At 74.1% G+C, this 24,232-nt stretch carries 23 protein-coding genes; 8 read left to right on the top strand and 15 right to left on the bottom strand.

Annotated features, from left to right (window positions below; genetic code table 11):
* Window positions 1-123 precede the first annotated feature (123 nt).
* Complete coding sequence (locus tag KME80_RS10870; protein ID WP_219503674.1) at window positions 124-1,026, top strand: aminoglycoside phosphotransferase family protein; 903 nt, start codon at window positions 124-126, stop codon at window positions 1,024-1,026.
* Between the two features lie 16 nt (window positions 1,027-1,042).
* Here KME80_RS10870 and KME80_RS10875 read toward each other — a convergent pair whose 3' ends face one another.
* On the bottom strand, window positions 1,043-1,966 hold the full coding sequence (locus KME80_RS10875; RefSeq protein WP_219503677.1) for an RNA polymerase sigma-70 factor: 924 nt from the start codon (window positions 1,964-1,966) through the stop codon (window positions 1,043-1,045).
* A 205-nt stretch (window positions 1,967-2,171) separates the two neighbouring features.
* Between KME80_RS10875 and KME80_RS10880 the strand changes: the two genes are divergently transcribed.
* The 3 genes from KME80_RS10880 to KME80_RS10890 are packed head-to-tail and all read left to right on the top strand — an operon-like array spanning window position 2,172 to window position 4,664.
* Complete coding sequence (locus tag KME80_RS10880; protein WP_219503680.1) at window positions 2,172-2,669, top strand: carboxymuconolactone decarboxylase family protein; 498 nt, start codon at window positions 2,172-2,174, stop codon at window positions 2,667-2,669.
* 14 nt (window positions 2,670-2,683) lie between these two features.
* A complete protein-coding gene (locus KME80_RS10885; protein ID WP_219503682.1) occupies window positions 2,684-3,439 on the top strand; it encodes an SDR family oxidoreductase in 756 nt (251 codons plus the stop codon).
* Window positions 3,440-3,473: 34 nt separating this feature from the next.
* Window positions 3,474-4,664 carry a cytochrome P450 gene (locus tag KME80_RS10890; protein ID WP_246644505.1) on the top strand — a complete coding sequence of 397 codons (1,191 nt, stop codon included), beginning with the start codon at window positions 3,474-3,476 and terminating at the stop codon, window positions 4,662-4,664.
* A 27-nt stretch (window positions 4,665-4,691) separates the two neighbouring features.
* On the opposite strand, the gene menC is transcribed toward KME80_RS10890, so the two are convergent.
* The 9 genes from menC to KME80_RS10935 form a co-directional block, all read right to left on the bottom strand.
* Window positions 4,692-5,804 (bottom strand): o-succinylbenzoate synthase, encoded by a 1,113-nt coding sequence (gene menC, locus KME80_RS10895; protein WP_219503684.1) that lies wholly within the window; start codon window positions 5,802-5,804, stop codon window positions 4,692-4,694.
* The gene (locus KME80_RS10900; RefSeq protein ID WP_246644506.1) at window positions 5,801-6,583 is read right to left on the bottom strand and encodes a GNAT family N-acetyltransferase; all 783 of its coding nucleotides are present in this window, start codon (window positions 6,581-6,583) and stop codon (window positions 5,801-5,803) included. The genes menC and KME80_RS10900 overlap by 4 nt, the downstream gene beginning before the upstream one ends.
* A gap of 54 nt (window positions 6,584-6,637) precedes the next feature.
* The gene (locus KME80_RS52685) at window positions 6,638-8,206 is read right to left on the bottom strand and encodes a PucR family transcriptional regulator (RefSeq protein ID WP_219503688.1); all 1,569 of its coding nucleotides are present in this window, start codon (window positions 8,204-8,206) and stop codon (window positions 6,638-6,640) included.
* On the bottom strand, window positions 8,203-9,747 hold the full coding sequence (locus KME80_RS10910; protein ID WP_219503690.1) for an N-acyl-D-amino-acid deacylase family protein: 1,545 nt from the start codon (window positions 9,745-9,747) through the stop codon (window positions 8,203-8,205). The genes KME80_RS52685 and KME80_RS10910 overlap by 4 nt, the downstream gene beginning before the upstream one ends.
* 14 nt (window positions 9,748-9,761) lie before the next feature.
* On the bottom strand, window positions 9,762-11,450 hold the full coding sequence (locus KME80_RS10915; RefSeq protein WP_219503692.1) for an oligopeptide/dipeptide ABC transporter ATP-binding protein: 1,689 nt from the start codon (window positions 11,448-11,450) through the stop codon (window positions 9,762-9,764).
* Window positions 11,447-12,241, bottom strand: a complete 795-nt coding sequence (locus KME80_RS10920; RefSeq protein WP_219503693.1) for an ABC transporter permease — start codon at window positions 12,239-12,241, stop codon at window positions 11,447-11,449. The genes KME80_RS10915 and KME80_RS10920 overlap by 4 nt, the downstream gene beginning before the upstream one ends.
* Entirely contained in the window at window positions 12,238-13,191 is a 954-nt protein-coding gene (locus KME80_RS10925; protein ID WP_219503696.1) for an ABC transporter permease, read from the bottom strand. Before KME80_RS10925 ends, KME80_RS10920 begins: the two co-directional genes overlap by 4 nt.
* A gap of 1 nt (window position 13,192) precedes the next feature.
* Window positions 13,193-14,740 (bottom strand): ABC transporter substrate-binding protein, encoded by a 1,548-nt coding sequence (locus KME80_RS10930; RefSeq protein WP_219503698.1) that lies wholly within the window; start codon window positions 14,738-14,740, stop codon window positions 13,193-13,195.
* A 123-nt stretch (window positions 14,741-14,863) separates the two neighbouring features.
* The gene (locus KME80_RS10935; protein ID WP_219503701.1) at window positions 14,864-16,348 is read right to left on the bottom strand and encodes a serine hydrolase domain-containing protein; all 1,485 of its coding nucleotides are present in this window, start codon (window positions 16,346-16,348) and stop codon (window positions 14,864-14,866) included.
* A 119-nt stretch (window positions 16,349-16,467) separates the two neighbouring features.
* Between KME80_RS10935 and KME80_RS10940 the strand changes: the two genes are divergently transcribed.
* On the top strand, window positions 16,468-17,544 hold the full coding sequence (locus tag KME80_RS10940; protein WP_219503704.1) for an alpha/beta hydrolase family protein: 1,077 nt from the start codon (window positions 16,468-16,470) through the stop codon (window positions 17,542-17,544).
* A gap of 9 nt (window positions 17,545-17,553) precedes the next feature.
* Here the strand turns inward: KME80_RS10940 and KME80_RS10945 are convergent, their stop codons facing one another.
* The gene (locus tag KME80_RS10945) at window positions 17,554-18,513 is read right to left on the bottom strand and encodes a GntR family transcriptional regulator (RefSeq protein WP_219503720.1); all 960 of its coding nucleotides are present in this window, start codon (window positions 18,511-18,513) and stop codon (window positions 17,554-17,556) included.
* Between the two features lie 171 nt (window positions 18,514-18,684).
* Here KME80_RS10945 and KME80_RS10950 point away from each other — a divergent pair, with 171 nt between their 5' ends.
* Window positions 18,685-20,040, top strand: a complete 1,356-nt coding sequence (locus KME80_RS10950; RefSeq protein ID WP_219503724.1) for a carotenoid oxygenase family protein — start codon at window positions 18,685-18,687, stop codon at window positions 20,038-20,040.
* Between the two features lie 17 nt (window positions 20,041-20,057).
* On the opposite strand, the gene KME80_RS10955 is transcribed toward KME80_RS10950, so the two are convergent.
* Window positions 20,058-21,029: a phosphotransferase enzyme family protein gene (locus KME80_RS10955; protein WP_219503727.1), complete on the bottom strand. Its 972-nt coding sequence runs from the start codon at window positions 21,027-21,029 to the stop codon at window positions 20,058-20,060.
* A 100-nt stretch (window positions 21,030-21,129) separates the two neighbouring features.
* Here KME80_RS10955 and KME80_RS10960 point away from each other — a divergent pair, with 100 nt between their 5' ends.
* Window positions 21,130-21,981 carry a phosphotransferase family protein gene (locus tag KME80_RS10960; protein WP_219504045.1) on the top strand — a complete coding sequence of 284 codons (852 nt, stop codon included), beginning with the start codon at window positions 21,130-21,132 and terminating at the stop codon, window positions 21,979-21,981.
* Here KME80_RS10960 and KME80_RS10965 read toward each other — a convergent pair.
* Window positions 21,972-22,496 carry a MarR family winged helix-turn-helix transcriptional regulator gene (locus tag KME80_RS10965; protein WP_219503731.1) on the bottom strand — a complete coding sequence of 175 codons (525 nt, stop codon included), beginning with the start codon at window positions 22,494-22,496 and terminating at the stop codon, window positions 21,972-21,974. The two genes, KME80_RS10960 and KME80_RS10965, sit on opposite strands and share 10 nt — an antisense overlap.
* A gap of 103 nt (window positions 22,497-22,599) precedes the next feature.
* On the opposite strand from KME80_RS10965, the gene KME80_RS10970 reads away from it, so the two are divergent.
* On the top strand, window positions 22,600-23,109 hold the full coding sequence (locus KME80_RS10970; protein WP_219503733.1) for a cupin domain-containing protein: 510 nt from the start codon (window positions 22,600-22,602) through the stop codon (window positions 23,107-23,109).
* Between the two features lie 93 nt (window positions 23,110-23,202).
* Here KME80_RS10970 and KME80_RS10975 read toward each other — a convergent pair whose 3' ends face one another.
* Together KME80_RS10975 and KME80_RS10980 are read right to left on the bottom strand one after the other, a co-directional pair.
* A complete protein-coding gene (locus KME80_RS10975) occupies window positions 23,203-23,841 on the bottom strand; it encodes a DsbA family oxidoreductase (protein WP_219503736.1) in 639 nt (212 codons plus the stop codon).
* A complete protein-coding gene (locus KME80_RS10980; protein WP_246644507.1) occupies window positions 23,838-24,227 on the bottom strand; it encodes a RidA family protein in 390 nt (129 codons plus the stop codon). Before KME80_RS10980 ends, KME80_RS10975 begins: the two co-directional genes overlap by 4 nt.
* Between the last annotated feature and the right edge of the window lie 5 nt (window positions 24,228-24,232).

The following is a 24,232-nucleotide window of genomic DNA, read 5'->3' on the forward strand; positions in this document are numbered from 1 at the left end:
CACCGGCGCCCCGGCCGCTGATTTCACGGCCCGGCCGGGCGCACCGCCTGGAGCGGTTCGGAGCCGCCGGGAACGGCGGCGCGACGGCGGAACCGATCCGGTGTTTGAGTACTGTGGCTGCGCATGACGGAAACGGAGATCGAGATCACCGCGGACCTGGTCCGCGACCTGCTGCGGGAGCAGCATCCGGAACTGGCGGGGCTGGCCGTGCGCGAGGTGGCGGGCGGCTGGGGCAACCAGATGTGGCGTCTCGGGGACGAGCTGGCCGTGCGCATGCAGCGGATGGACCCCACTCCGGAGCTCCAGCTCAAGGAGCGGCGGTGGCTGCCCGTGCTGGCCCCGCGCCTGCCGCTCCCGGTGCCGGCCCCGGTGCGGTCCGGCGAGCCGTCCGAGCGTTTCCCCAAGCACTGGACCGTGATGACGTGGGTTCCCGGCGAGCCGCTGGACCACGGCACGATCAGCCGCGGCGCCCACGCGGCCGACGCGCTGGCGGGCTTCCTGCGGGCGCTCCACGTGGAGGCGCCCGCCGACGCGCCGATGGCCACGGACCGCCGCGCCCATCCCCGGGACCGCACGGCCGGCTTCGAGGAGTTCCTGCAGGCCCTCGACCCCGATGCCGTCGGTGACGCGAGCGCCGTGCGGGACGTGTGGGCCGACGCCGTCGCGGCCCCGGAGTGGGCGGGCCCGCCGGTGTGGGTGCACGGCGACCTGCATCCCGCGAACGTCGTCGTCACGGACGGCACGCTCTCGGGCGTCATCGACTTCGGTGACCTGTTCGCCGGCGATCCGGCCTGGGACCTCGCCGCCGCGTGGGTGCTGCTGCCCTCCGGCGCCGCCGCACGCTTCTTCGACAGCTACGGGCGTGCCGACGAGGCGGCGATCCGGCGCGCCCGCGGGCTGGCCGCCGCGAAGAGCCTCTTCCTGATGCTCATGGGGCAGAACGGGGACCGGGGCCTGCCCGGCGGCAAGCCGCACTGGGGACCCGCGGGCCGGGCGGCGCTCGACCGCGTCCTGAAGGGCGTCTGACGCACGTCGGCCCGGCTCAGCGGCTCACGATCGTCTGCCGCTCGATCCGGGACAGCTTCTCCGGGTTGCGCACGTGGTAGGCGCCGGTGACGTAGCCGTTCTCCAGCCGCACCGCCACCACGCCGTCGATCTCGCCGTTGAGCCGGATGAGCAGCCCCGGGCCGCCGTTGATCTGCACCAGCTCGGCCGTCCTGTCCGCGTCGCGCCGCCACCAGCCGCCGGCCAGCAGGCGGGCCACCTTGCCGGCCCCCACGACGGGGCGCAGCAGGGCGTGCCTGACGCCGCCGCCGTCGCTCAGCGCGACGACGTCCGGCGCGAGGATGTCGAGCAGGCTCTGCAGCTCGCCGGTCTCGACCGCCCGCTGGAAGGCCCGGAGCGCGGCCCGGTGCTCGGCGGGGGAGCCGGTGCCCCGGGGTCGCCGCGCGGCGACGTGCGCCCGCGCCCGGTAGGCGAGCTGCCGGACCGCGGCCGGGCTCTTGCCGACGGCCTCGGCGATCTCGTCGTAGTCCAGGTCGAACACCTCGCGCAGCACGAACACCGCCCGTTCGACCGGCTGCAGCGTCTCCAGCACCAGCAGCATCGCCATCGAGACGCTGTCGGCCAGCTCGACGTCCTCGGCCACGTCGGGCGCGGTCAGCAACGGCTCGGGCAGCCACGGCCCGACGTAGGACTCCTTGCGCCGCCCGAGCGCGCGCAGCCGGTCCAGCGCCTGCCGGGTGACGATCCGCACCAGGTAGGCGCGCTGCTCCCGCACGCTGTCAAGGTCGACGTCCACCCAGCGCAGCCAGGTCTCCTGGAGGACGTCCTCGGCGTCGGCGGCCGAGCCCAGCATCTCGTACGCGACCGTGAACAGCAGGTTGCGGTGGGCGACGAACACCTCGGTGGCGGGCTCCACCCGGTCGGGCCCGCCGGGCTGCCCTGCTGCCGTCCGTCCGCTCATGCCTGGCCCCTGCCTGTCCGCACTCAGCTCTACCACACGCACAGGACGCCGCCGAGGGCCGTTCCGTAACACCCTCGGGCGGTGGTCCAGGTCACAGGCCGGCGCTGTTACGGAGCCCGGGCGGCCGGCGTCTCGTGGTCGTCAGGACGCCGTACGGACGAGCCGTGCGGCACGCGAGCCGAGTCCGCGAAGGGAAAGCCTCACCATGTCCGGACCCACGACGACCGATCTCCGGTCGCGCATGCCCAACCCGCTGCCGTTCGTCCCCGAGCTGGCGGAGGTCGGCGGAGCCCTGCACAAGGTCATCAAGAACGGGTCGATCCCGCAGGTCACCGTCCACCTGCTGCAACTGCGCGCCGGGCAGCTGCTCGGCAGCACGTACTTCACGATCAGGGAGACCGGGAACCTGCGCCGGGAGGGGGAGCCGGAGGAGCGCATCACCGCCGTGGCCACCTGGCGGGACGCCACCTGCTTCACCGACGCCGAGCGGGTCGCGCTGGAGCTGGTCGAGGCCGTGCTCACGCCGAACCCGTCGGGCGAGCGCGTCCCCGACGAGCTGTACGCCAGGGCGGCGGCCCTCTATGACGACAAGGCGCTGTGGACGCTCGTCATGGCGATCGCCCACATCGGCTTCTTCACCCCCGCCGCCCTGATCGCCAAGCCGATCCCCGGCATGCCCCCCGGCCAGAACTACCACGTGTGAGAGAGGCGTACAGCATGAGCATCACCAGGATCGCGGTGGCGGGGGCGACCGGGCGGCTGGGCCGCCACGTCGTCGGCGTGCTCACCGAACGGGGGCACGAGGTCGTGCCGATGTCCCGGGCCACCGGCGTCGACGTGATCACCGGCGCCGGTCTGCCCGACGCGCTCACCGGGGTGGAGGTCGTCGTCGACGTCGCCTCGTGGCACGCCTCCGACGAGGAGGCGGCGACGGAGTTCTTCCGCGCCTCGGCCCGCAACCTGCACGAGTACGGGCGGCAGGCGGGGGTCGCCCGGATCGCCGTGGCGTCCATCATCGGCGTCGACAGGGTCACCGCCGGATTCCTCGCCGCCAAGAAGACGCACGAGGAGCTGCTGCTGTCCGGCCCGCTCCCCGTCCGGATCCTGCGCGCGGCGCAGTTCCACGAGTTCGTCGGCCAGCTCCTGGACTGGCAGCAGGGCGACGTCGCCTACGTCCCGGCCCTGCCCAGCCAGCTCGTGGCCTGCCGCGCCGTGGCCGAGGAGCTGGCCGGCCTCGCCCTCGGCCCCGAGCCGGACCCGGGCGCGCCGATCCCCGAGATCGCCGGGCCCCGCAAGGAGATCCTGGCGGAGGCGGCCGCGCTCCTCGGCGCCCGCCGGGGCGTCAAGGTCGTCGGCGTCGACGGCGCGGGCATGCCCGACGCGGAGCTCGCCGCCGAGGGCGCGTTCCTGCCCGGCCCGCACGCCAAGCTCGCCGGGCCCACCTTCCAGGAATGGCTCGGCGCCCAGCCCTGAGCCGCCAGGCGATCATCCGAAGAAGGGACACACGATGACGCAAGCACCACAACTGCCGCCGCACATGCGGCGGAACGGGTTCGACCCGGCCGAGGAGCTGGCCAAGGCCCGCGACGAGGGCGTGACGCTGGTCGAGACGCCGTTCGGCCCGCCCGCGTACCTGGTCTGCCGTTACGACGACGTCCGCCGGGTGCTGTCGGACCCGGCCCGGTTCAGCAGCGCCCTGACGCCGTTCCCGGGAGCCGGGCAGCTGGACGCCGACGAGCTGGCCAGGATGCGGGCCGGGCAGCTCATCGGGTTCGACCCGCCGGAGCACACGCGGCTGCGGCGGATGCTCACCCCGGAGTTCACGGTGCGCCGCATGCGCAGGCTGGAGCCGCGGATCACCGAGATCGTCCAGGCGGCCCTGGACGACCTGGAGAACGCCGGCAAACCGGCCGACCTGGTGGCGCACTTCGCGCTGCCGGTGCCGTCGCTGGTGATCTGCGAGCTGCTGGGCGTGCCGTACGCCGACCGCGCCGGCTTCCAGGAGCGGTCCGTGCGCATGCTGGACACCTCCCTGCCGATGGCGGAGCGCGTCGCGGCGCAGCGCGAGGACCGCGCGTACATGGCCTCCCTCGTCGCCCGCGCGCAGGCGGACCCGGGCGAGGACCTGCTCGGCATGCTGGTGCGCGAGCACGGCGGCGACCTCGGCACCGACGAGCTGGTCGGCATCGCCTCGCTGCTGCTGGTCGCCGGGCACGAGACGACCTCGAACATGCTCGCCCTGGGCACCCTCGCCCTGCTGCGGCACCCGGACCAGCTCGCCCTGGTCCGCGACGATCCCGCGCACGCCGAGCCCGCCGTCGAGGAGCTGCTGCGCTGGCTGTCCATCGTGCAGGCGCTGCCGCCGCGCACGACCACGACGGACGTGGAGATCGCCGGGCAGGTCGTCCCGGCGGGCTCGCTGGTGATCTGCTCGCTGCCCGCCGCCAATCGCGACCCCGCCTTCGCCGGCGACCCCGGCGTCCTCGACGTCACCCGGGGGGCCGCCGGGCACGTCGCCTTCGGGCACGGCGTGCACCACTGCCTCGGGGCGCCGCTGGCGCGGATGGAGATGCGCATCGCCTTCCCGGCCCTGCTGCGCCGCTTCCCCGGTCTCGCCCTGGCCGGGCCGTACGACGGGGTGTCCTTCCGGGCGTTCAGCATCGTGTACGGGCTGAACGCGCTGCCGGTGACCTGGTGAACGGGCGGCGCGGGCCGTCCGGGTGAGTCAGGCGGGGACCGGGATCCACTCCGAGGCCGTGGTGGCGGCGCCGAGGTCGTCCGGGTCGGGCGTGACGCCCAGGCCGGGGCCGGTCGGCACCGCCATCGTCCCGTCGTCGCCGAGCGTGAACGGCGCGGTGATGTCGCGCCGGTAGTAGCGCTCGGTCGCCGAGATGTCGCCCGGCAGCGTGAACCCCGGCAGGCAGGCCAGCGCCAGGTTCCCCGCCCGGCCCAGCCCCGTCTCCAGCATGCCGCCGCACCACACGGGCACCCCGCTCGCGCGGGCCACGTCGTGGACCCGCCGCGCCTCCAGGTAGCCGCCGACCCGGCCGGGCTTGATGTTGATGATCGAGCAGGCGCCCTGCCGGATGGCCTCGGCCGCCTCGGCGGCGCTGGTGATGCTCTCGTCCAGGCAGATCGGGGTGTCCACGCGGGCGGCGAGCGCGGCGTGGCTGCGCAGGTCGCCGGGCGCGAACGGCTGCTCGATGAGCGCGAGCCCGAAGGCGTCCAGCCGGGCCAGGTGCCGCAGGTCGGCGGGGGAGTAGGCGGTGTTGGCGTCGACCGTGAGCATGGTGGCCGGGCCGAACGTCTCGCGGACCGCGCGGACCGGCTCCAGGTCCCAGCCGGGCTCGATCTTCAGCTTGATCCGGGCGTAGCCGCTGGTCAGGTGCTTGTCCACGGTTTCGAGCAGGGTGTCGAGGCCGTCCACGATGCCCACGGAGACGCCGACGGCGACCCGGGAGCGCACCCCGCCCAGGTGGTCGGCGAGCGCGGTGTTGCGGGCGCGCAGCCAGCAGTCGAGCACCGCCATCTCCACGGCGGACTTGGCCATCGGGTGGCCGCGCAGGTGGGCGAGCGCCTCGGCCACGTCCGGGGGCCGCAGGTCGCCCCCGGCCAGGGCGGGGACGACGAAGCGCCGGACGAAGTCGGCCGCGCCGTGCAGGTGTTCGGCGGAGTAGGTGGGGTCGTCCTCGGCCACGCACTCGCCCCAGCCCTCGCCCTCGTCGCTCACCACCCGCAGCACCAGCGCGTTGCGGGTGGTCTGCGTGCCGAGCGAGGTGCGGAACGGGGTGACGAGCGGCAGCGCGACCTGGCGCAGTTCGATGCCGTCGAGCCTCATCGCGTCTCCCCCTCCGCCAGCAGGTACCAGCCGGTGCGGGTGAAGCCGGTGACCCGGTAGCCCAGGTCGAGGGCGCCGCCGAGGCCCGCGTGCAGGGCCTCGCGCCAGCGCCGCGCCCCGGCCGGGTCGTCGGCGCGCAGCCGTTCGACGTCGGGCGGCGTCGCGCAGCGCAGCAGCGGCGCCCCGGCGGGCTCGCGCACGACGCCCGTCTCGTCGACGATCGTCCGGAACGTCGCGCCGGACGGCTCGTGCGGCGCGCCCCCGCTGACGGGCCAGGTGACGAACAGCCGGTGGGACGGGCCGCCGTCGTTGAGCCCGTCGCTCATCGGGCCGTAGAAGTCGGGCAGGTACGCGGTCACGCGGGCGCCGAGCCGGGCCAGGTTGAAGAAGGCGTTGCGGCGCACGAGCGGGTCGAAGGTCCACGAGACGGTGGTCAGGCCGCGGTCGGCGGCCCAGGCGCGCTGGTGCTCCTTGAGCGCCCGGCCGACGCCGTGCCCGCGCGCCGGGGCCGCCACTCCGGCGACGTGGGAGTGCAGGCTGCTCCCGGCGGCCAGGAACCCGGCCGCCACCCCCACGAGCTCGCCGTCGAGGTAGGCGCCGCCCACGTAGCAGCCGGCGTGGGAGAAGGCGCACAGCAGGTCGAGGGCGATCGGCGGGTCGTCGCCGGGCCGGGTCTCCCAGACGCCGCGCAGCAGGCTGGCGGCGCGCTGGAGCTCGGGGGTGCCGTGCAGGGTGCGGACCCGCACCCCGGTGGGGGCGGTGGTCAGAAGTTCGGCCATGACCCACAGCATCGCGCCCGCCGGGGCGGGCGGCGTTGGCGCTGACGCCGAACTTCACGGCACCGGTTTTGTGTCGCCGTTCAGCCGCAGTTGGAGGGCCAGGACCAGGCGGGTGTCGGGCTCGTCGAGCGGGACCAGCTCGCCGATGCGGCGCAGCCGGTACCGCAGCGTGTTGGGGTGCACCGACAGCAGTTCGGCCGCGCGGGGCACGTCGTAGTGGGCGGCGATCCACACCGACAGGCTGTGCACGAACCGGGTGCCGTGCCGGGCGTCGTGCGCGGCGATCAGCGCCAGAGGCTCGCCGCGCAGGCTGCCGTTGGCCCGCAGCGCGCCGTCGAGGTCGGTGAGGAACAGCGCCGCCGACAGCTCCTCGTGGGTGCCGACCGGCTCGTCGGCGAAGCGCCCGCACAGCGCGCGCAGCGCCTCCTCGGCCTGGCGGGCGCTGGTCCGCAGCGTGGCGACGCCGTCGGAGGTGCGGCCGATGCCGGCCTTCCAGCCGCCGCCCAGCCGCTCGCCGACGCGAGCCAGCGTGTCGGCGGTGATCCGGCGCAGCAGCGGCGTGCACGCCTCCGCGGCCACCACCGCGTGCGCCCGCCCGTCCACGACGCCGGTGACGGCCCGGATCCGGTACGCCAGGTACGTGGTGCGCAGCAGGTCGGCGGCGTGCGAGGCGGCGAACACGTCGGCGGTGCCGTTGGCCGGGCCGAGCGACACCACGGTCAGCGGCTCGCCCGGCGACAGCCCGAAGGAGGCGGCCAGCTCGTCCACCGCGCCCATGCCGCGCAGCAGCCAGCCCAGGCACTCGTCGCGCCGCCGCCGCGCCTCGTCGGCGGCCAGGTTGATGCGCGCCAGGTGGGGGGCCGCGGCGGCGGCGGCCTCGGCCAGCACCACCGCCGCGTCGGAGGTCAGCGGCTCCTCCGCCTGGACGGCCCAGATCGTGCCGAGCGCCTCGCCGTGGGCGCGGACCGCGATGGCCAGGCGGGGGTAGAACTCGCGCGGCTCGTAACTCCAGACGGCGCCGTCGGCGCGCATGACGGCGGCGTACTCCTCGGTGTTGGTGGGGTGCTCGGGCACCCGGCGGCCGAGGATGCCCTCGCGGCGCAGCTCGTCGATCGGCTGGCCCTCGACGGCGGAGTAGGCGAGCACGCGCATGGCCACGTCCTCGATGGCGACCGCGCCGCCGACCCGGATCGCCACCTCGTTGGCCAGCGCGAACAGGTCACCGGCCCGCGCGCCGCCGGGGTCGCCGGCCGGGGCGACGACGGCCAGCAGCGCGTCGACCAGCGTGTAGAGCTGCCCCCACGACAGCTCGGGCGGCGCGGCCAGCAGCGCGGCCCCCGAGGCGGAGGCGGCGGCGGTCAGCGCCTCCAGGTCGGCGCCGCCGGGCTTGACGACGACGGCGACCACGCGGCTCTCGCCCGCGCGGGCCACCGTCTCGGCCGTCGGGCGGCCCGTCACCAGCAGGACGGCCCCGTCCAGGCCGGCCATCTGCTCCTCCGGCTCGTAGATGACCGGGGCCCCGGCCAGGGGCCGCCGCCCGTTCGGCAGGACGAGCGGCCGGATCACGTCCGGGCCGAGGCTGTCGATCAGCACGCCGAGGGTGACCCGGCCGCGGGCGGTCACGGCCGGCCCCGCCGCAGCACGCGGCCGAGCCGGCCGCCGGTCGGCTCGCCGTCGGCGACGGCCTGGCGCCCGGCCAGGAACACGTGGACGACGCCGGTGGGGCGCACGTCCGGCTGCTCGTACGTGCCGGCGTGGCCGATCGTCTCCGGGTCGAACACGCACACGTCGGCGACGGCGCCGGGGCCCAGCCAGCCGCGTCCCACCAGGCCGAACTGCGCCGCCGCGGCGGAGGTCACCTTGCGCACGGCGGTCTCCAGGGGGACGACCTTCTCCTCGCGGACGTAGCGGCCGAGGAAGGTGGGGAACGTGCCGAACGTGCGCGGATGGTTCGGGCCGACGGGCGGCCCGCCGTCGGAGCCGATCGACACCAGCGGGTCGGCCAGGAAGGCGCGCAGGTCACCCTCGTGCATCGTGTGGAAGACCCCGGCCGCCGCCGGGTCGGCCGCCAGCAGGTCGCACAGCGCGTTCCACGGATCGCCGCCGAGGTCGGCCAGCCGCTTCCCGGCCACGCGCGGGTCGCGGTGGGTGAGGATCTGCACGTCGGCCGGGTGCAGCTCGCGCCAGAGGCCGACGCCGATCCCGGTGCCGGGGCTCTCGGCCAGCGCGCGCAGCCTGACCCGCTCGCCCGGGTCGGCCAGCCGCGCCAGCAGCGCGTCCTCGCCGCCCTCGCAGGCGACCGGCGGCAGCACGGCCACCAGCCCGGTGCCGAACGCCAGGTACGGGTAGACGTCGGCGCGCACGTCCACCCCGGCGGCGCGGGCCCGGGTGAGCTTCTCCAGCACCAGCGCGGACGCGCCGTGCACGGCCCGGCCCGACGCCTTGCAGTGCGAGACGTGCAGCCGGATGCGCGCCCCGGCGGCCACGGCGATCGCCTCGTCTAGCGCGTCGGCCAGCCCCTCGCTCTCGCTGCGCATGTGCGTGGCGTAGGTCAGCTCCCACCGCTTGGCCACCAGCGCGAGCGCGACCAGCTCGTCCACCCCGGCGTAGGCCCCGGGCACGTACTCCAGGCCGCTCGACAGGCCGTACGCGCCCGCCTCGAACGCCTCGGCCGCCATCGCGCGCATCCGGTCGAGCTGCGTCGCGGTGATCTCGGCGGACATGCCGGCGGCGGCCAGCCGCAGCGTGTTGTGGCCGGTCAGCACGGCGAGGTTGTTGGCCGTCCCGGCGGCCTCGGCGGCGTCCAGGTACTCGCGCATGGTGGAGAACGCCGCGCCGGTCAGCACGGACGGGGTGAAGCCGCTCGCGTCGCCGCGCACCGGGGCGCAGGAGAACCCGCAGTTGCCGATGATCTCCGTGGTGACCCCTTGGAGCAGCTTGAACGGCTGCGGCTCGGACAGGAAGGGGACCGTGTCGGAGTGGCTGTGCGGGTCGACGAAGCCGGGGGCCACGACGAGCCCGGTCACGTCGAGCTCCCGCCGGGCGGGCCCGAGGCCGGTGCCGACGGCGACGACCCGGCCGTCGTGGATGGCGACGTCCGCCGTCCTGGCGCGGCCACCGAGCCCGTCGTGGACCGTTCCGTGGCGAAGCAGCAGGTCATGCATGATCGAAGGCTCCCTTATCCACCATCGCTGGCGCTAGCTACCGAAGTATGAGAATCCGTAAGAACGGGCACCGATCGCAGAAGCCGGCGCGTGTAGTCGTGCGCGGGCGCGTCCAGCACCGCGTCCGCCTCCCCGGCCTCCACCACCTCGCCCCGCGAGAGCACCACCAGCCGGTCGGCCATCTGCCGCACCACGGCCAGGTCGTGGGTGATGAACAGCATGGCCGTGCCGATCCGGCGCAGCAGCTCCAGCACGTGCGCCTGCACCGACACGTCCAGCGACGCCACGGGCTCGTCGCAGATCAGCAGCGACGGGCGCACGGCCAGCGCGCGGGCGATGGCCACCCGCTGCCGCTCGCCGCCCGACAGCGCCGCCGGCCGGCGCCCGGCGTAGGAGGCGGGCAGCCCGACCTCCTCCAGCAACTCGGCCACGGTCGGCCGGGTCTCCGGCGCGCCCTGCCCCGCCGCCTCGGCCAGCGCCGCGCCCACGGTCATCGCCGGGTTCAGCGACGTGGACGGGTCCTGGAACACGCACTGCACCAGCCGGTGGCGCGGCCCGTCCCCGGCCAGCTCGACCGTGCCGGAGTCGGGCGTGACCAACCCCAGCACGCAGCGCGCCAGCGTGGTCTTGCCCGACCCCGAACCGCCCACGACGCCGACCGTCTCGCCCTGGCGCACCTCCAGGCTCACGCCGCCGAGCGCCACGTGGGAGCCGTACGCCTTGCGCAGGCCGGACACCCGCAGCACCGGCGGGCCGGCCGCCTCGCGGCGGGCGCCCGTACCGGACGGGGCCGGCCGGGGGCGCACCTGCGTGACGCAGGCGGTCAGCCGCCCCGACGGCAGCGCGCGCAGCGGCGGCCTGGCCTCCACGCAGGCGGCCTCCGCCTGGTCGCACCGGGCGGCGAACGCGCACGCCCCGCTCACCTCCCCGGCCGGGGGCACGCCGCCGGGGATGCCCTCCAGCCGGGCCAGCCGCCGCTCCACCGTCGGCACCGTCGCCAGCAGCCGCGCCGTGTACGGGTGCGCCGCGGCCCGGCCCAGCTCGGCGGCCGGGCCGTGCTCGACGATGCGACCGGCGTACATGACGGCCACCCGGTCGCACAGCTCGAACGCCACCCGCAGGTCGTGGGTGATGAGCAGCACGCCCATGTCACGCGCCCGCTGCACCCGCCGGACGAGCTGCAGGATCTCGTGCTGGGTGGTGGCGTCGAGCGCGGTCGTCGGCTCGTCGGCGATCAGCAGCTCCGGGTCGCCGGCCAGCGCGGCGGCCAGCGCCACCCGCTGCCGCATGCCGCCCGACAGCTGGAACGGATGCCGCCGCGCCACCGACGGGTCGTCGATGCCGACCTCGGCCAGCCGTTCGGCGATCGGCACGCGCGAGCGCGACGACTCGGCGATGTGCGCGCCCGCCGTCAGCAGCGGGTTGAGCATGGCGAACGGGTCCTGCATGAGCAGCGACAGCCGCCGCCCGCGCACGGTGCGCCACACCCGCTCGGGCGCGCCGATCAGCTCCCTGCCGTCGAGCGTGATGGAGCCCGTCGCCCGCAGCCCCCGGGGCAGCAGCCCGGCCATCGCGCGGGCGGTCAGCGACTTGCCGCTCCCGGACTCGCCGACCAGGCCCACGGTCTCGCCCGGCGAGACCTCCAGGTCCACCCCGTCGACGATCAGCCCGGTCCCGGAGACGCGCAGGCCGGTCACCTTCATCGGCCGGCTCCTTTCGACATCGACTCGAACGCCCGGTCGCCCAGCAGCGTCGCCGCGCAGGCGACCACGGTGATGAGCGCGGCCGGGGCGATCGAGGCCCACGGGTTGAGGTCCAGGAGCTGCCGGTTCTCCTCGACCATGAGTCCCCAGTCCGGGGTGCCGGCCGGCAGGCCGATGCCCAGGAACGACAGCCCGGCCAGCGCGACCAGCGCCCCGGTGAAGCTGAGCAGCGCGTTGGCCACCACGGTCGGCGCCAGGTTGGGCAGCAGGTGGCGGAACATGATCCGGCCCGGCCGCAGCCCGAGCGTGCGCGCCGCCTCGGCGTAGGCCAGCTCCCGCTGGGCCAGCGTCAGGCTGCGCACCACCCGGATGTCGCCCGGCGTGAACAGCACGGCCATGGCCAGCACCGCCCACCCGTAGCCGCCGCCGAGCACGCCCACGAGCACGATCAGCACGAGCAGGCCCGGCATGGCGATCGCCAGGTCCACGACCCGCATGAGCACCGCGTCCACCCAGCCCCGGTGGTAGCCGCTCACCAGCCCGAGCGCGGTGCCGAGCACGGTGGTGAACAGCGCGACCAGCACCGGCCAGAACAGCGCCGAGCGGGCCCCGGTCAGCAGCCGCGACAGCACGTCACGGCCCAGGTCGTCGGTGCCCAGCCAGTGGGCGGCGCTCGGCCCGGCCGCGCTCAGCGCCAGGTCCTGCGCGGCCGGGTCGTACGGCGCCAGCCAGGGCCCGGTCAGCGCGGCCACCGCCGCCAGGCCGAGAATCGTCACCAGCACGGCCCTCATGACGCAGCCCCCTGCCGCACGCGCGGGTCGACCACCAGGTAGGCCAGGTCGATCAGCAGGTTGACGACGACCACGATGACGCCGCCGAGCAGCACCAGCGCCTGCACCACCGGGATGTCCTTCTGGCCGACGGCGCCGATCAGCAGCGACCCCAGCCCGTGCAGGCCGAACGCCTGCTCCACGAAGACCGACCCGGTCAGGTTGGCCGCCAGCAGCAGCCCGCCCACGGTCAGCACCGGCAGGGCGGCGTTGCGCAGCGCGTAACTCGTCCATACGCGCCGCCTGGGCAGGCCGCGGGCGCGGGCGAAGGTGAGGAAGTCGGAGGCGGCCAGGTCCAGCGCCGCCGCCCGCATCTGCCGGACCACCAGCGCGGCCTGCGCCGCCGCCAGCGCGATCGCGGGCAGCGTGAGATGCGTGATCCGCTCGGCGAACGTGTCGCCCACGCCGAACACCGGGAACCAGCCGAGCTGGACGGCGAACCCGTACAGCAGCAGGATGCTCAGCGCGAACGACGGGATCGACAGCGCGGCCAGCGCGCCGAGCGTGATGCCCTGGTCGAGCCGCCCGCCGCGGCGCATCGCGGCCAGCAGCCCGGCCGGGACGCCGACGGCGACGGTGAGCGCCAGCGCGTAGGCGGCCAGGCTCGCGGTGACCGGCAGCCGGTCGGCGATGACGCTCACCACCGGCTCCCGGGAGTAGATCGACGTGCCGAAGTCGCCCTGGAGGGCGTCGCCGAGCCAGCGCGCGTACCGGACCGGGAACGGGTCGTCCAGGTGATACTGCTCGCGGATGGCCGCCCGGGTCTCCGGCGTGGACGGCCGCCCGCCGAGCAGCACCTGTTCCGGCCCGCCCGGCGAGGCCAGCAGCAGCCCGTACGTGAGCGTCGACAGCACGCCCAGCAGCAGGACGGCGGCGCCGAGCCGGCGGCCGAGGAGCTTGAGCAGCGCCATGTCAACGGCCCGCCGGGCGGATCGCCGCGAACAGGTTCATGGTCCACGTGTGGAGCGAGGCGGTGTACTTCTCGTTCAGCGCCGCGGCGTTGTCGGTGTGGAACAGCGGCACGTACGGCACCTGGTCGGCGATCTCCTTCAGCAGGTCGGTGACCTGGTCCGTGCGGGCCTCGCCGGTGGCCGAGACGAGCGCGTCGAGCTTCTCGTCGGTGGCGGCCGAGCCGTAGCCGGAGAAGTTGAAGCCCTGCGGCTCGGCGGAGGCCCGGCTGACCATGTCGGGCAGCACCTCGATCGGCTCAGGCGTGCCGTAGGCCAGGGCCACGTAGTGGACACCGAGCCGGTCGTGCTCCATCATCCGGGCCGCGTACTGGTCGGACGGGGCGGGCTCCAGCTTGAGCGTGATGCCGATCTTGGCGAGGTCGGCGGCGACGGCCTGCATGACGGTGCCCGTGTCGCCGCCGCTGGCGTAGGGCGCGGCGAGCGTGAATCCGTCCGGATGGCCCGACTTGGCCAGCTCCTCCTTGGCCTTGGCCGGGTCGTAGGCGTGGACGGGCACCGGGGGAGGGGCGTCGCCGTAGACGGCGGTGAGGATCGGCTCGGGCAGCAGCGCGTCGGCTGGGCCGCCGTGCCCGGCCGTCATCAGGTCGGAGATCGCCTTGCGGTTGACCGCGTGCGCGATGGCCCGCCGGACGTGCACGTCGGCCAGCGGCCCGTTCTTGACCGCGAGCGACAGGTAGCTGATGTTGTTGCCCGGGTAGAAGATCGTCTTGACGCCGGGGAGCCCGGTCCACTTGCGCGCGTCGCGGGTGTTGAGGTCGGCGGTGCCGTCGATCTCGCCCGACCGCACGGCCAGCCGCAGCGTCTCGGGGTCGCCGATGCTCTTGACCTCGACCCGGCGCAGCGCGGGCTTCGGCCCCCAGTAGTCCTCGTTGCGCTCCAGCAGCACGCCGGAGGTGAGGGAGAACCGGCTCACCTTGTACGGGCCGGTGCCGAGCGTGCCGACCTCGGGGCTGCCCAGGTCCTTGGGATGCGGTTCGGCCAGCTTGCGGGGGACGATCTGCCAGGCGATGGCCGAGACGGCCAGGAACGCCGGGGCCGGGCGGCTCAGCGTCACCTTCACCTGGTCGTCGCCGACCGGCTCGACCTTCTTGACCATGGTGAAGTAGGAGGCCGCCTGGGAGGCCACCTTCGGGTCGAGGTGGCGGCGCAGTGAGAACGCGGCGTCGTCGGCGGTCAGCGGGCTGCCGTTGGTGAAGCGCACCCCCTTGCGCAGCGTGAACAGGTAGCTCGCCGGGTCGGGCTGGGTCCACCCGGTCGCCAGGTGGGGCGCCGGCCGCCCTCGTTCGTCGAGGGTGACCATGGTGTCGAGGACGGCTGTCTGGACCAGGGTCGACGGGCTGTTGAAGCCGTGCGCGATGTCGAGGCTGCTGGGCGGCGAGGCCGTGGCCCAGACCAGCGTGTCGGCAGGCGGCGGGGTGGCGCCGCCTGCCGAGCAGGCGGTGAGGAGCAGCAGCACGGCTGTCGCGGCGGCGGTCTTCGCAGGAGTCATGTGACCACCTCGGAAGCTGAGTGGCGGGGACAGTCGGACGCTAGAAGCCGGACCGTCCCCGTTCACTGACCGGGCCGCCAAAACCCGCGACCCCCGCCTGGTTGCGCAGGCCAACGAGTGCGCTCAGGCGAACCGGAACCCGCGCAGGCCGCCGCCGCTGATCAGCAGGGCCCCGTCGGCCTCCCGGAGCGTGAACGGCCCGGCCTGCCACAGCCCCGCGGGGGCGGGCTCGACCGGCAGTTCGAGCGTGCGGCCGACGCGCAGCACGCCGTCGCGCACGCTCGCCCGCGCCTCCAGCTCGCCGCTCCACCACTCGCCCTCGGGCGCCGCCTCGCCGGTCGGCGCGGCGGCGGGCCGGAACGTGGTCGGCGGCCGGGCCGCCAGCATCGAGCCCAGGACGAGCGTGTCGCCGGAGCACTCCAGCCACTCCCGGTCCTCCTCGCCCTGCCCGTGCCAGCGGCCGTCGGCGCCCGGGACGAACGTGCCCACGCCGGACACCTCCACCCCGTCGTCGCCGTGCTTGAGCGTCAGCGTCAGGCCGGTGACCGGGTCGTGCCAGTGCTCGTGCGCGGGCGGCGGCAGCGTGCCCGGCTCCCGCCCCGGGTCCGCGAGAGGCTCGCCGAGCAGCAGCTTGGCCAGGCGCTCGGTCAGCGCGAGCGGGTTGATCGCGCGCTGGTTCGACAGCACCGCCACGCCCACGCCCTCGTCCGGCAGCACGAGCAGGTCCGACAGGTAGCCGTGCATGCCGCCCGCGTGCCCGAACGCCGGCCGCCCGGCGACCTCGTAGTGGTAGACGCCGAACGCGTACGGCAGCGTGGTGCCGTCGGCCAGCACGGCACGCTCCAGCAGCGCGTCGCGCAGGTCCGCGCCGAGCACCCGGCCGTCGGTCAGGAAGCCGAACCACGGGGCGAGGTCGCGCACGCTGGTGACCATGCCGCCGTCGCCGACCGCGCTCTCCTGCGTGTCGGCCCGGCGCGTCGGCCCGTCGACGTTGGCGTAGCCGTACGCCATCCGCTCCACGGGCAGCGTCGCGTCGTCGCGGAAGATCGAGTCGTCCATGCCGAGCGGCCCGAACAGCCGCTCCCGGGCGAACTCCGCCAGCGACCTGCCGCTGACCCGGCGCACGACGACCGAGGCCAGCACGTACCCGGTGTTGGAGTAGGTGAAGTCCGTGCCGGGCTCGAACGTCGTCCCGCGGAACCGGGCGATGACCTCCAGCAGGCGCTCCTCGGTCATCTCGGCGAGCGGGTGCCCGGTCAGCGCCATGACCGTGTACCACTCCGGCAGGCCGCCCGTGTGCTGAAGGCACTGCCGCAGCGTGACGGGAACCTCCAGGCTCAGCTCCGGCACGTGCCGCCGCACGTCGTCGTCCAGGCCGAGCGCGCCGTCACGGGCCAGCAGCAGCACGCACGCGGCGGTGAACTGCTTGCTCGCGCTCGCGATGTCGAAGCGGGTGTCGGCGTCGATCGGCACGCCGAACTCGACGCACGCCGTGCCCGCCGCGGCCGTGGCGACCGCCTCGCCGCCGGAGTAGACGGCGACGGCCAGTCCCGGGGTGCCGGGGGTGACGAGCGAGGACACCTCTTTCTTGACCAGTTCGAGATTCATGCCCGACAGTATGGCCAGCGGAGCACGGCCGCCCGTTGGCGTGCGCGACCACGCGCGCGGGCGGATGTTTGGCCAGAAGTCCGACGACCGCGCGGGGCTCGCCGCCTAGTTTTCACCGCATGATCCGAGCCCTGCTCATCACCCTGCTGGCGGCCACGCTGCAGGTCCCCACCGCGGCGTCCGCGTCCGTCCCCCAGCCCGGGTTCACGGCCGTCCCGGTGCTGCCCGCGCCGACCGGGACGCACCCCGTCGGCACCGTCTCCCGGGACCTGCTCGACGCCTCCCGCCCCGACCCCTGGGTGGCCGCCGAACGCCGCCGCCTCATGGTCACCGTGTGGTACCCGGCCACCCGCGCCTCCGGCGCCCGCGCCCGGTACGTCACCCCCGAGGAGTCCGCGCTGCTCCTGGCCGCCCAGGGGCTGCCGCCCGGCGACCTGCTGAGCCGGATCCGCGGCCACGCCCGCACCGGCGCCCCGCCCGTGCCCGGCAAGCGCCCGCTCGTCGTCCTCTCGCCCGGCTTCGGCCTGCCCCGCTCGTCGCTGACCGTCCTCGCCGAGGACCTGGCCAGCCATGGGTACGCCGTCGCCGCCGTCGACCACACCTACGAGTCGGCCGCCACCACCTTCCCCGGCGGGCGCACCACCACCTGCCTGGCCTGCGGGATCGAGGACGCGCCCGGACTCGTCCCGGACATCCGCGCCGCCGACGTGTCGTTCGTCCTCGACCGCCTGATCCGGGACCGGCGCCTGCCCGTCGACCCGCGCCGGATCGGCATGGCCGGGCACTCCATCGGCGGCAACAGCGCCGCCCACGCCATGACCGCCGACCCCCGCATCGACGCGGGCGCCGTCCTCGACGGGGCGTTCGTCGTCCCGCCGCCGCCCGGCGGCCTCGCCCGGCCGCTCCTGCTGTTCGGCACCCCGGACGTGCCCACCTGGGCGGAGAACTGGCCGCTGCTGACCGGCTGGAAGCGGTGGGCCGAGGTGGCCGGGTCCGAGCACGACTCCTTCACCGACTTCCCGGTGCTCGCCGAGCAGCTCGGCCTGCCCGCCGGCAGGCTGACCGGGGCGCGGGCCGCCGCGATCACCCGGGCGTACGTGCGCGACTTCTTCGACGTCCACCTGCGCGAGCGCCCCGCCACCCTGCTGAACGGCCCGTCCGCGGCCTACCCGGAAGTGACCTTCCGCACCGGCTGAAGCGGCTCGTCAACGCGGAGGATCAGCGCGCCGGTGCTGCCGTCCGATCTGGACCGCGGCCCCGTCGAGCAGGAGCTGGAGCCCGGCCTCGAAGAACGAGGTCAGGTCGAAGCCCAGCCGGTCGTCGATCGGCGCCGTGCCGGTAGGGAGCGCGGCGCGCAGGGACGGCAGGTGGGCGACGTACCACTGGTCGGGTGACAGCCCGGTGTGCCGCTCCGCGTCGCGTTGCGCCTCGAGGTTCGTGGCCGTCCCCCGGACGTGGTTGGCCACGGCCCACCACACGAGGCGGGCCGCCTCAGGGTCGAGCCCGAGCTTCAGCACGGCGCTCATGCCCCAGGCGCCGAACCTGAGCAGGTGGGGCAGTGGCTGCGGATGGGTGAGCGACATGAGCCGGGGCAGCCAGGGATGCCGCAGGTAGAGACGCCACTGCAGCCGCGCCGCGAGCTCCAGGTGGGCACGCCAGCCCGGGGGCGGCTCCTCGGGCAGCTCCAGCTCGCCGAACGCGGTGTCGGCCATGAGCGCGGCCAGCTCCTCCTTGCCGCGCAGCAGTCCGTACAGCGACATGGTGGGCATGCCGAGCTTCGCCGCGATGGCGCGCATCGACACCGACTCGAAGCCCTCCGCGTCGGCGAGGGCGATCGCGGCGCGTACGACCCGGTCGCGCTCCCCGTCGGGGCCGGTCGCCGCAGGTCGCGACCGGCGCGTCCGGCCCTCCCCGGACCGGGGCGCGCCCGGCGCGGGGTCGGCCACGACGGTGCCGACGCGGGGGACGGCCACCACCCGGCCCTGCCGGCGCAGGGTGTCGAGCGCCTTGGTGGCGGTCGCGGTGGCCACGCCCCACTCCGCGGCGGCCTGCCTGATGGACGGGACGCGGTCGCCCGGCCGCAGTGCGCCCGTGTCGATGCGCCGCTGGATCTCCCGCACGATCCGCAGGTAGGGCGGCGCGGAGCCGCTCCCCGTTCGCCGCATGCCGATCGCCTCCTGTACTAGGGCAGTTGTGCGCCTGCCGCAGCAGCCGGATTCCGCCTGGTGAACCGCTCGCTCCCTGGCCTAGCGCATTACCGCGGCCTCGGTCGCCGCGCTCCACCCGGCTGTACCGTCTCGCTTCGTACACCGTACAGCCGATCGACCGAGGTGAGCATGGACCGCTACGACCGTTACCTTCACGGGCCCTTCGCCCCCGTCAAGGAGGAGGTCACCGCTTACGACCTGCCCGTGACCGGGCGGCTGCCCGCCGAGCTGAACGGCCGCTACCTGCGGCTGGGCCCGAACCCGCTCGGCGTGGAGGACCCCGTCACGCACTTCTGGGCCTTCGGCGCGGGCATGGTGCACGGCGTGCGGATCCGCGACGGCCGGGCCGAGTGGTACCGCAACCGCTGGGTGCGCTCGGCGGAGATCGCCGACGCGCTCGACCGGATGGAACGCGGCCTGGAACCGCCCGCCTTCCTGCCGCCCTCCCCGAACATCCACGTGCTCCGCCACGCCGGACGCACCCTCGCCCTGTCGGAGGCGGGCGGGCCGCCCCACGAACTCGGCTACGACCTCGACACCGTCGGCGAGTGCCCCCTGGCCGCCACCCGCGAGGGCTCCAGCGCCAACGCGCACTCCAAGGTCGACCCGCGCACCGGCGACCTGCACTCGCTCGCATACCTGCTGGGCCGCCCGTTCGCCCAGCACGTCGTCACCGACCCGGCCGGGACGGTCACCCACGTCGCCGACCTCCCGCTGCCCGGCGACCTGCCGTTCCTCCACGACTTCGCGCTGTCGGAGAACTTCGTGGTCGTCTTCGACATCCCGCTGACCTTCGACATGGACGCGATGCGCTTCCGCTGGAACCCCGCGCACCAGGCCCACGTCGGCGTCCTGCCCCGGACCGGCGGCCAGGTCCGCTGGCTGCCCGCCGAGCCCTTCTACGTCAGCCACGTCCTCAACGCCTACGACGACGGCTCGACGATCACCGTCGACCTGATCGCCGCCGACGGTCCCGTGGACGTCGCCGACCCCGGCGGCATCAGCCCCAGGCTCGACCGCTGGCGCATCGACCTGCGCACCGGACGGCTGGAACAGCGGTGCGTGGACGACCGGCCCCAGGACTTCCCGCGCGTGAACGACGCCTACGCCTCCCGGCAGCACCGCTACGGCTACTCCGCCGTCACCCCCGTGTACGGTATGCAGTTCACGCCCAGCGGCCCCCACCACGACGACGCGTTCACCAACGCGCTGGTCAAGCACGACCTGGTACGGGGCACGACGGAGGTGCACGGGTTCGCGCGGGACGCCGCCGTCGGCGAGGCCGCCTTCGCCCCGGACCCGGGCGACACCCAGGGCGCCGAGGACGCCGGATACCTGATGGCCTACGTCGCCGACCCCGAGCGCGGCGCCTCCGACCTGGTGATCCTGTCCGCGCAGGACTTCACCGGACCGCCCGTGGCCCGCGTCCACCTGCCCGTACGCGTGCCGCTCGGCTTCCACGGCAACTGGATCCCGGACGCCTGACCACCCGGCCGGCGCCGTCAGGGGCGTAGCCGGTGGAACAGCTCCACCCGCGCGCGGGCGTACGCGATGTCCTCCTCGTCGTGCTTCACCCCCGAGCGCACGGCCTTGGCGAAGTAGGCGTGCTCCCTGCGGAGCTTGTGCCTGACGAGCTGGGCGAGCGACTCCTCGTCCAGGTGGCCCGCCGTGCCGCCCGCCTCGTGGTAGGCGGCCACGAACACCTTGCTCGGCCCGGTCAGGTCGTCACCCCATTCCAGCGCGGCGGCGGCCAGCTCCAGCTCGGGGGCGCCGACGAAGGACTCGTCCCAGTCGTAGACCGCCACGATCCGGCCGTCCCTGACGAGCGTGTTGCCGGTGTAGTAGTCGCCGTGCAGGGGGTGGCGCACGGGGTGCGCGGCATGGAAGGCGACCAGCCACCGGTCCAGCTCGGGATCCTGGAGGTCGGGGTCCCCTGACGGGGGCTCCAGGCCGGGGTTCTTCGGCTCGGGGTCCTTTGACTGGCGCTCCAGGCCGGGCTCTTTCGGCTCGGCTTCGGGCCGGGGCGGGGGGCCGTACAGGCCGGACTCCTGGAAGGCGGGCACCGGGCGGGGGCCGGGGCGGAAGCCGGCGAGTGACTGGTGAAGCCGGGCCAGCAGCCGCGCGCCCGCCTCGCGCTGGGCCGGGACGTCGGAATCCGCCCAGGAGCCCTCGACATACGGCCAGCAGGAGATCGGCCGGCCGGCCACGACGACGACCGTCGCCGTCCCGTCGGCGGTCGGCAGCGGGGCGACGGCCTCGGGGAGGCCGGCGGCGGCGTGCCGGGCGATCGCGTGGCACCATTCCGACTCGGCGGCGGAGCGCCCTGCGGGGCCGACGCGGATGACGTGGCCGTCGAGGCGGTACGCGGCGGACTCCTCACCGCCGTGCAACCGCTCACCCTCTCCCGTGACCCCCCAGGCCAGGGCCACGGTTTCGCGGATCTCGCGGGTCAGCGGCGTCTTGGCGTAGATCATCCCGCCAACCTATATGCTTCAATCTCGCAAGTGCGTCCATGTCGCGAGAGGGCGAGGAGCCCGTGGACAGCCGGTGACGGAAAGGACAGCCCGCGTTCTCATGCAGCTCCCGCCGTCGCATCGCGCTCTGCTGAGCCGCCTGCTGCCGGGCGTCACGCCGGAGGACCTCACCGTCCGTCAAGGACAGTTCCACCAGGTGGTGATCGGCGCGGACCGTGTCGTGTGCCTGCCGCGCACCGACGCCGCGGCCACCCGGCTGCCGCACCGGGCCGCCATTCTGCGCCTGCTCGCCGCGCTCGATCTCGGCTTCGCCACGCCTCGGCCGCTGGAGGAAGGCAGCGCAGACGGGCTGCCCTACCTCGTGCTCAGCCGCGTTCCCGGGGCCCCGCTGGAGGCCGAGGCGCTCGAAGATCCCCAGGTGGCCGAGGCCGTGGCGACGCAGTACGTCACGCTGCTGACAGCACTGGCCAGGAACGGCGCCTCGGACCAGGCACGAGCGGCTCTGCCGGCGCCACGAGACCGATGGCGGCGGTTCGCGGCGGACGTCCGCGCCGAGCTGTTCGGGCTCATGTCCGACGGCGGGCGTCAGCGGGCCGAGCGGGAGCTCGCCGCGCTCGACGGCCTTCCCCATCTCACTGACGCGGTCGTGCACGGCGATCTCGGCGCCGAGAACGTGCTGTGGGAGCGCAAGGACGGGCTGCCGGTGCTCAGCGGCGTGATCGACTGGGACGAGGTCACGATCGGCGACCCCGCCGAGGACCTGGCGGCCGTCGCGGCCAGTTACGGCGCGAGCTTCCTGAACCGGGTTCTCACCCTGGACGCCCGGCCGGACAGCACGATGACCGCCCGCATCGCCGTCATCCGTGCCACCTTCGCCCTGCAGCAGGCCCTGTCCGCCCACCGGGACGGCGACGAGGAAGAGCTGGCGGACGGCCTGGCCGGCTACTGCTGATCGGCGGGCGGGCCGGGGTCGGCGGGGGTGTCGCCGTGAGACTCCAGCAGCCCGGCGAGCGTGGCCTCCAGGCGCCGGCGTTCGCCAGCGTCGAGGCTCTCCACGAGGCGGGCCTCGTTGGCGAGGTGGAGGGGGAGGACCCGGTCGATCAGCTCAAGACCGTGCGGCGTGAGGCGGATCCTGACCGAGCGCCGGTCGTTGGCGTCTGGCGTCCGGGTGACCAGGCCCTTGGCGGCCATCCGGTCGACCCGCAGCGTGATCGCCCCGGTGGTGACGAGGGACGCCTTGAGGAAGGCCTTCGCGGTCAGCTCGTACGGCTCTCCTGAGCGTCGCAGCGTGGACAGGACGTCGAATTCGCCGGGCTCCAGGCCGTGCTCGCCCAGGAAGTCCTTGATCTCCTTGTCCCAGAGCCGCGACAGCCGCATGAGCCGCCCCACGATGCCGATCGGCGAGACGTCGAGGTCCGGCCGTTCGCGCCTCCACTGCTCCAGCACTGACTCCACCGCGTCCGCCATGCATCCTCCACCCGCATATAGCTGAGCGCTCATTTAATTGACGCTCACGTAAGTGCTGGTTATCTTAGCACTCACCTAATCTGCCCTCGTGCAAGGAGTGCGCATGTCCTACCCCGATCCTCGCTACTTCGGCGAACACGGCGAGATCAACGCCACCTTCCGTCCCGCGACCAGCGCGCCCGACTTCATCTCCCCGCCGGTCGCCACCGACGGCCCCACCGTCGCGCAGGGCACCGCCTACCACTACCTGTCCACCACCGTCTCCACCAGCGGTGAGTACGGCCTGTACCGGGTGGACATGGGCCCCGAAGTCAGCGGACCCAGCACCCACTTCCACAAGGCGATGTCGGAGTCGTTCTTCATCCTGTCCGGCACCATGCGGCTGTTCGACGGCCGGCAGTGGATCGACGCCACCTCCGGCGACTACCTGTACGTGCCGGTGGGCGGGCTGCACGCCTTCCGCAACGAATCCGGCGAACCCGCCTCCATGCTCATGCTCTTCGCCCCCGGCGCACCGCGCGAGGGATACTTCGAAGGCGTCACCGAGCTGGGCGGCCTCAGCGAAGAAGAACGCGCGGAGTTCTTCGTCCGCCATGACAGCTTCTTCGTCTGAAGCCACCGCCTGCTTTCCTTCACCGGCGCCACCCCCGCCCCGGCGAAGGCTGTTCGGGGCCTTGAGAGGCCGCGAGCACCACGGCCGCCTTCCTCAGCAACCCTCCACGCCGCAGCAGGTCTTCCCAGGAGCCTCGACCGCTTTGATCGCTTCGAGTCTGTCCAGGAGCTCGCGGAGCGCGTCAGGCCGGGGAACCCCCTCGATCCGGTACGTGCCGTCGACGATGATCGTCGGGACCGAGCGGATCTGCAGATCCTGCGCCTGCTGGAGCGCGGCCCGATGAGCCTCGCCGTACCGGCCGTCGAGGAGCGCGGCACGGAACTCCGCCGCGTCGAGGCCCAGCCCCGCGGCCAGGTCCGCCAGCACGTCCAGGTCGCCGATGTCGAGGCCGTCCTCGAAGAACGCCCGCAGCAGCCGGTCGTTGTACGCCTCGGCGTCGCCGTGCTCCCTGGCGTACTGGTAGCCCTCGAAGGCCAGTCGCGTGTACGGCTGAGGCGAGACGTCGGGCAGGTGGATGCCGACACCCATCCGTTCGGCCATCGGGTAGATCGTCTGCTTCCAGATGTTCTGGAGGTAGTCGCCCTCGGGCTCCAGCGTCGGAACGGGCTCGGGACGCAGCTCGAACGGCATCCACTCGATCTCGACGTCACGCCCGGCGACGGCCTCCTGGATCGGCCCCTTGGCCAGCAGGCAGAACGGGCAGACGTAGTCGGACCAGATCTGGATCTTCATGACCGTGCCACGGCGGTCGCGTCGACCTCGATCTGCCAGTCGGCCTGGGCGAGGCGGGAGATCTGGATCAGGGTGTCGGCGGGGTAGGGCTCGGTGAAGAACTCTTTGCGCAGCTTGATGATGGTGTCGAGGTTGGGTTCGAGGTCGGTGACGAGGATGGTGACCTTGACGGCGTCGGCGAGGCTGGATCCGGCTTCTTTGAGGACGCGGTCGAGGTTGGTGAAGGCTTGGCGGGCCTGGGTTTCGAAGTCGTGGCTGACGGTGACGCCGTTGTCGTCGAAGCCGGCCTGGCCGGAGGCGAAGACGAGGTCGCCGACTTTGATGGCTTGTGAGATGGCGTAGGGCTCGTACCAGTCGGGGGTGGTGCTGATGCGTTCGCGCTTCATGACTT

The organism is Nonomuraea ceibae (assembly GCF_019396325.1).
Taxonomy (GTDB): Bacteria; Actinomycetota; Actinomycetes; order Streptosporangiales; family Streptosporangiaceae; genus Nonomuraea; species Nonomuraea ceibae.

Excerpts from the sequence above, each read along its gene's own strand:
- KME80_RS10870 (WP_219503674.1), top strand. The coding sequence starts at position 124 with ATGACGGAAACGGAGATCGAGATCACCGCGGACCTGGTCCGCGACCTG.
- KME80_RS10875 (WP_219503677.1), bottom strand. The coding sequence starts at position 1,966 with ATGAGCGGACGGACGGCAGCAGGGCAGCCCGGCGGGCCCGACCGGGTG.
- KME80_RS10880 (WP_219503680.1), top strand. The coding sequence starts at position 2,172 with ATGTCCGGACCCACGACGACCGATCTCCGGTCGCGCATGCCCAACCCG.
- KME80_RS10885 (WP_219503682.1), top strand. The coding sequence starts at position 2,684 with ATGAGCATCACCAGGATCGCGGTGGCGGGGGCGACCGGGCGGCTGGGC.
- KME80_RS10890 (WP_246644505.1), top strand. The coding sequence starts at position 3,474 with ATGACGCAAGCACCACAACTGCCGCCGCACATGCGGCGGAACGGGTTC.
- menC (WP_219503684.1), bottom strand. The coding sequence starts at position 5,804 with ATGAGGCTCGACGGCATCGAACTGCGCCAGGTCGCGCTGCCGCTCGTC.
- KME80_RS10900 (WP_246644506.1), bottom strand. The coding sequence starts at position 6,583 with ATGGCCGAACTTCTGACCACCGCCCCCACCGGGGTGCGGGTCCGCACC.
- KME80_RS10910 (WP_219503690.1), bottom strand. The coding sequence starts at position 9,747 with ATGCATGACCTGCTGCTTCGCCACGGAACGGTCCACGACGGGCTCGGT.
- KME80_RS10915 (WP_219503692.1), bottom strand. The coding sequence starts at position 11,450 with ATGAAGGTGACCGGCCTGCGCGTCTCCGGGACCGGGCTGATCGTCGAC.
- KME80_RS10920 (WP_219503693.1), bottom strand. The coding sequence starts at position 12,241 with ATGAGGGCCGTGCTGGTGACGATTCTCGGCCTGGCGGCGGTGGCCGCG.
- KME80_RS10925 (WP_219503696.1), bottom strand. The coding sequence starts at position 13,191 with ATGGCGCTGCTCAAGCTCCTCGGCCGCCGGCTCGGCGCCGCCGTCCTG.
- KME80_RS10930 (WP_219503698.1), bottom strand. The coding sequence starts at position 14,740 with ATGACTCCTGCGAAGACCGCCGCCGCGACAGCCGTGCTGCTGCTCCTC.
- KME80_RS10935 (WP_219503701.1), bottom strand. The coding sequence starts at position 16,348 with ATGAATCTCGAACTGGTCAAGAAAGAGGTGTCCTCGCTCGTCACCCCC.
- KME80_RS10940 (WP_219503704.1), top strand. The coding sequence starts at position 16,468 with ATGATCCGAGCCCTGCTCATCACCCTGCTGGCGGCCACGCTGCAGGTC.
- KME80_RS10945 (WP_219503720.1), bottom strand. The coding sequence starts at position 18,513 with ATGCGGCGAACGGGGAGCGGCTCCGCGCCGCCCTACCTGCGGATCGTG.
- KME80_RS10950 (WP_219503724.1), top strand. The coding sequence starts at position 18,685 with ATGGACCGCTACGACCGTTACCTTCACGGGCCCTTCGCCCCCGTCAAG.
- KME80_RS10955 (WP_219503727.1), bottom strand. The coding sequence starts at position 21,029 with ATGATCTACGCCAAGACGCCGCTGACCCGCGAGATCCGCGAAACCGTG.
- KME80_RS10960 (WP_219504045.1), top strand. The coding sequence starts at position 21,130 with ATGCAGCTCCCGCCGTCGCATCGCGCTCTGCTGAGCCGCCTGCTGCCG.
- KME80_RS10965 (WP_219503731.1), bottom strand. The coding sequence starts at position 22,496 with ATGGCGGACGCGGTGGAGTCAGTGCTGGAGCAGTGGAGGCGCGAACGG.
- KME80_RS10970 (WP_219503733.1), top strand. The coding sequence starts at position 22,600 with ATGTCCTACCCCGATCCTCGCTACTTCGGCGAACACGGCGAGATCAAC.
- KME80_RS10975 (WP_219503736.1), bottom strand. The coding sequence starts at position 23,841 with ATGAAGATCCAGATCTGGTCCGACTACGTCTGCCCGTTCTGCCTGCTG.
- KME80_RS10980 (WP_246644507.1), bottom strand. The coding sequence starts at position 24,227 with ATGAAGCGCGAACGCATCAGCACCACCCCCGACTGGTACGAGCCCTAC.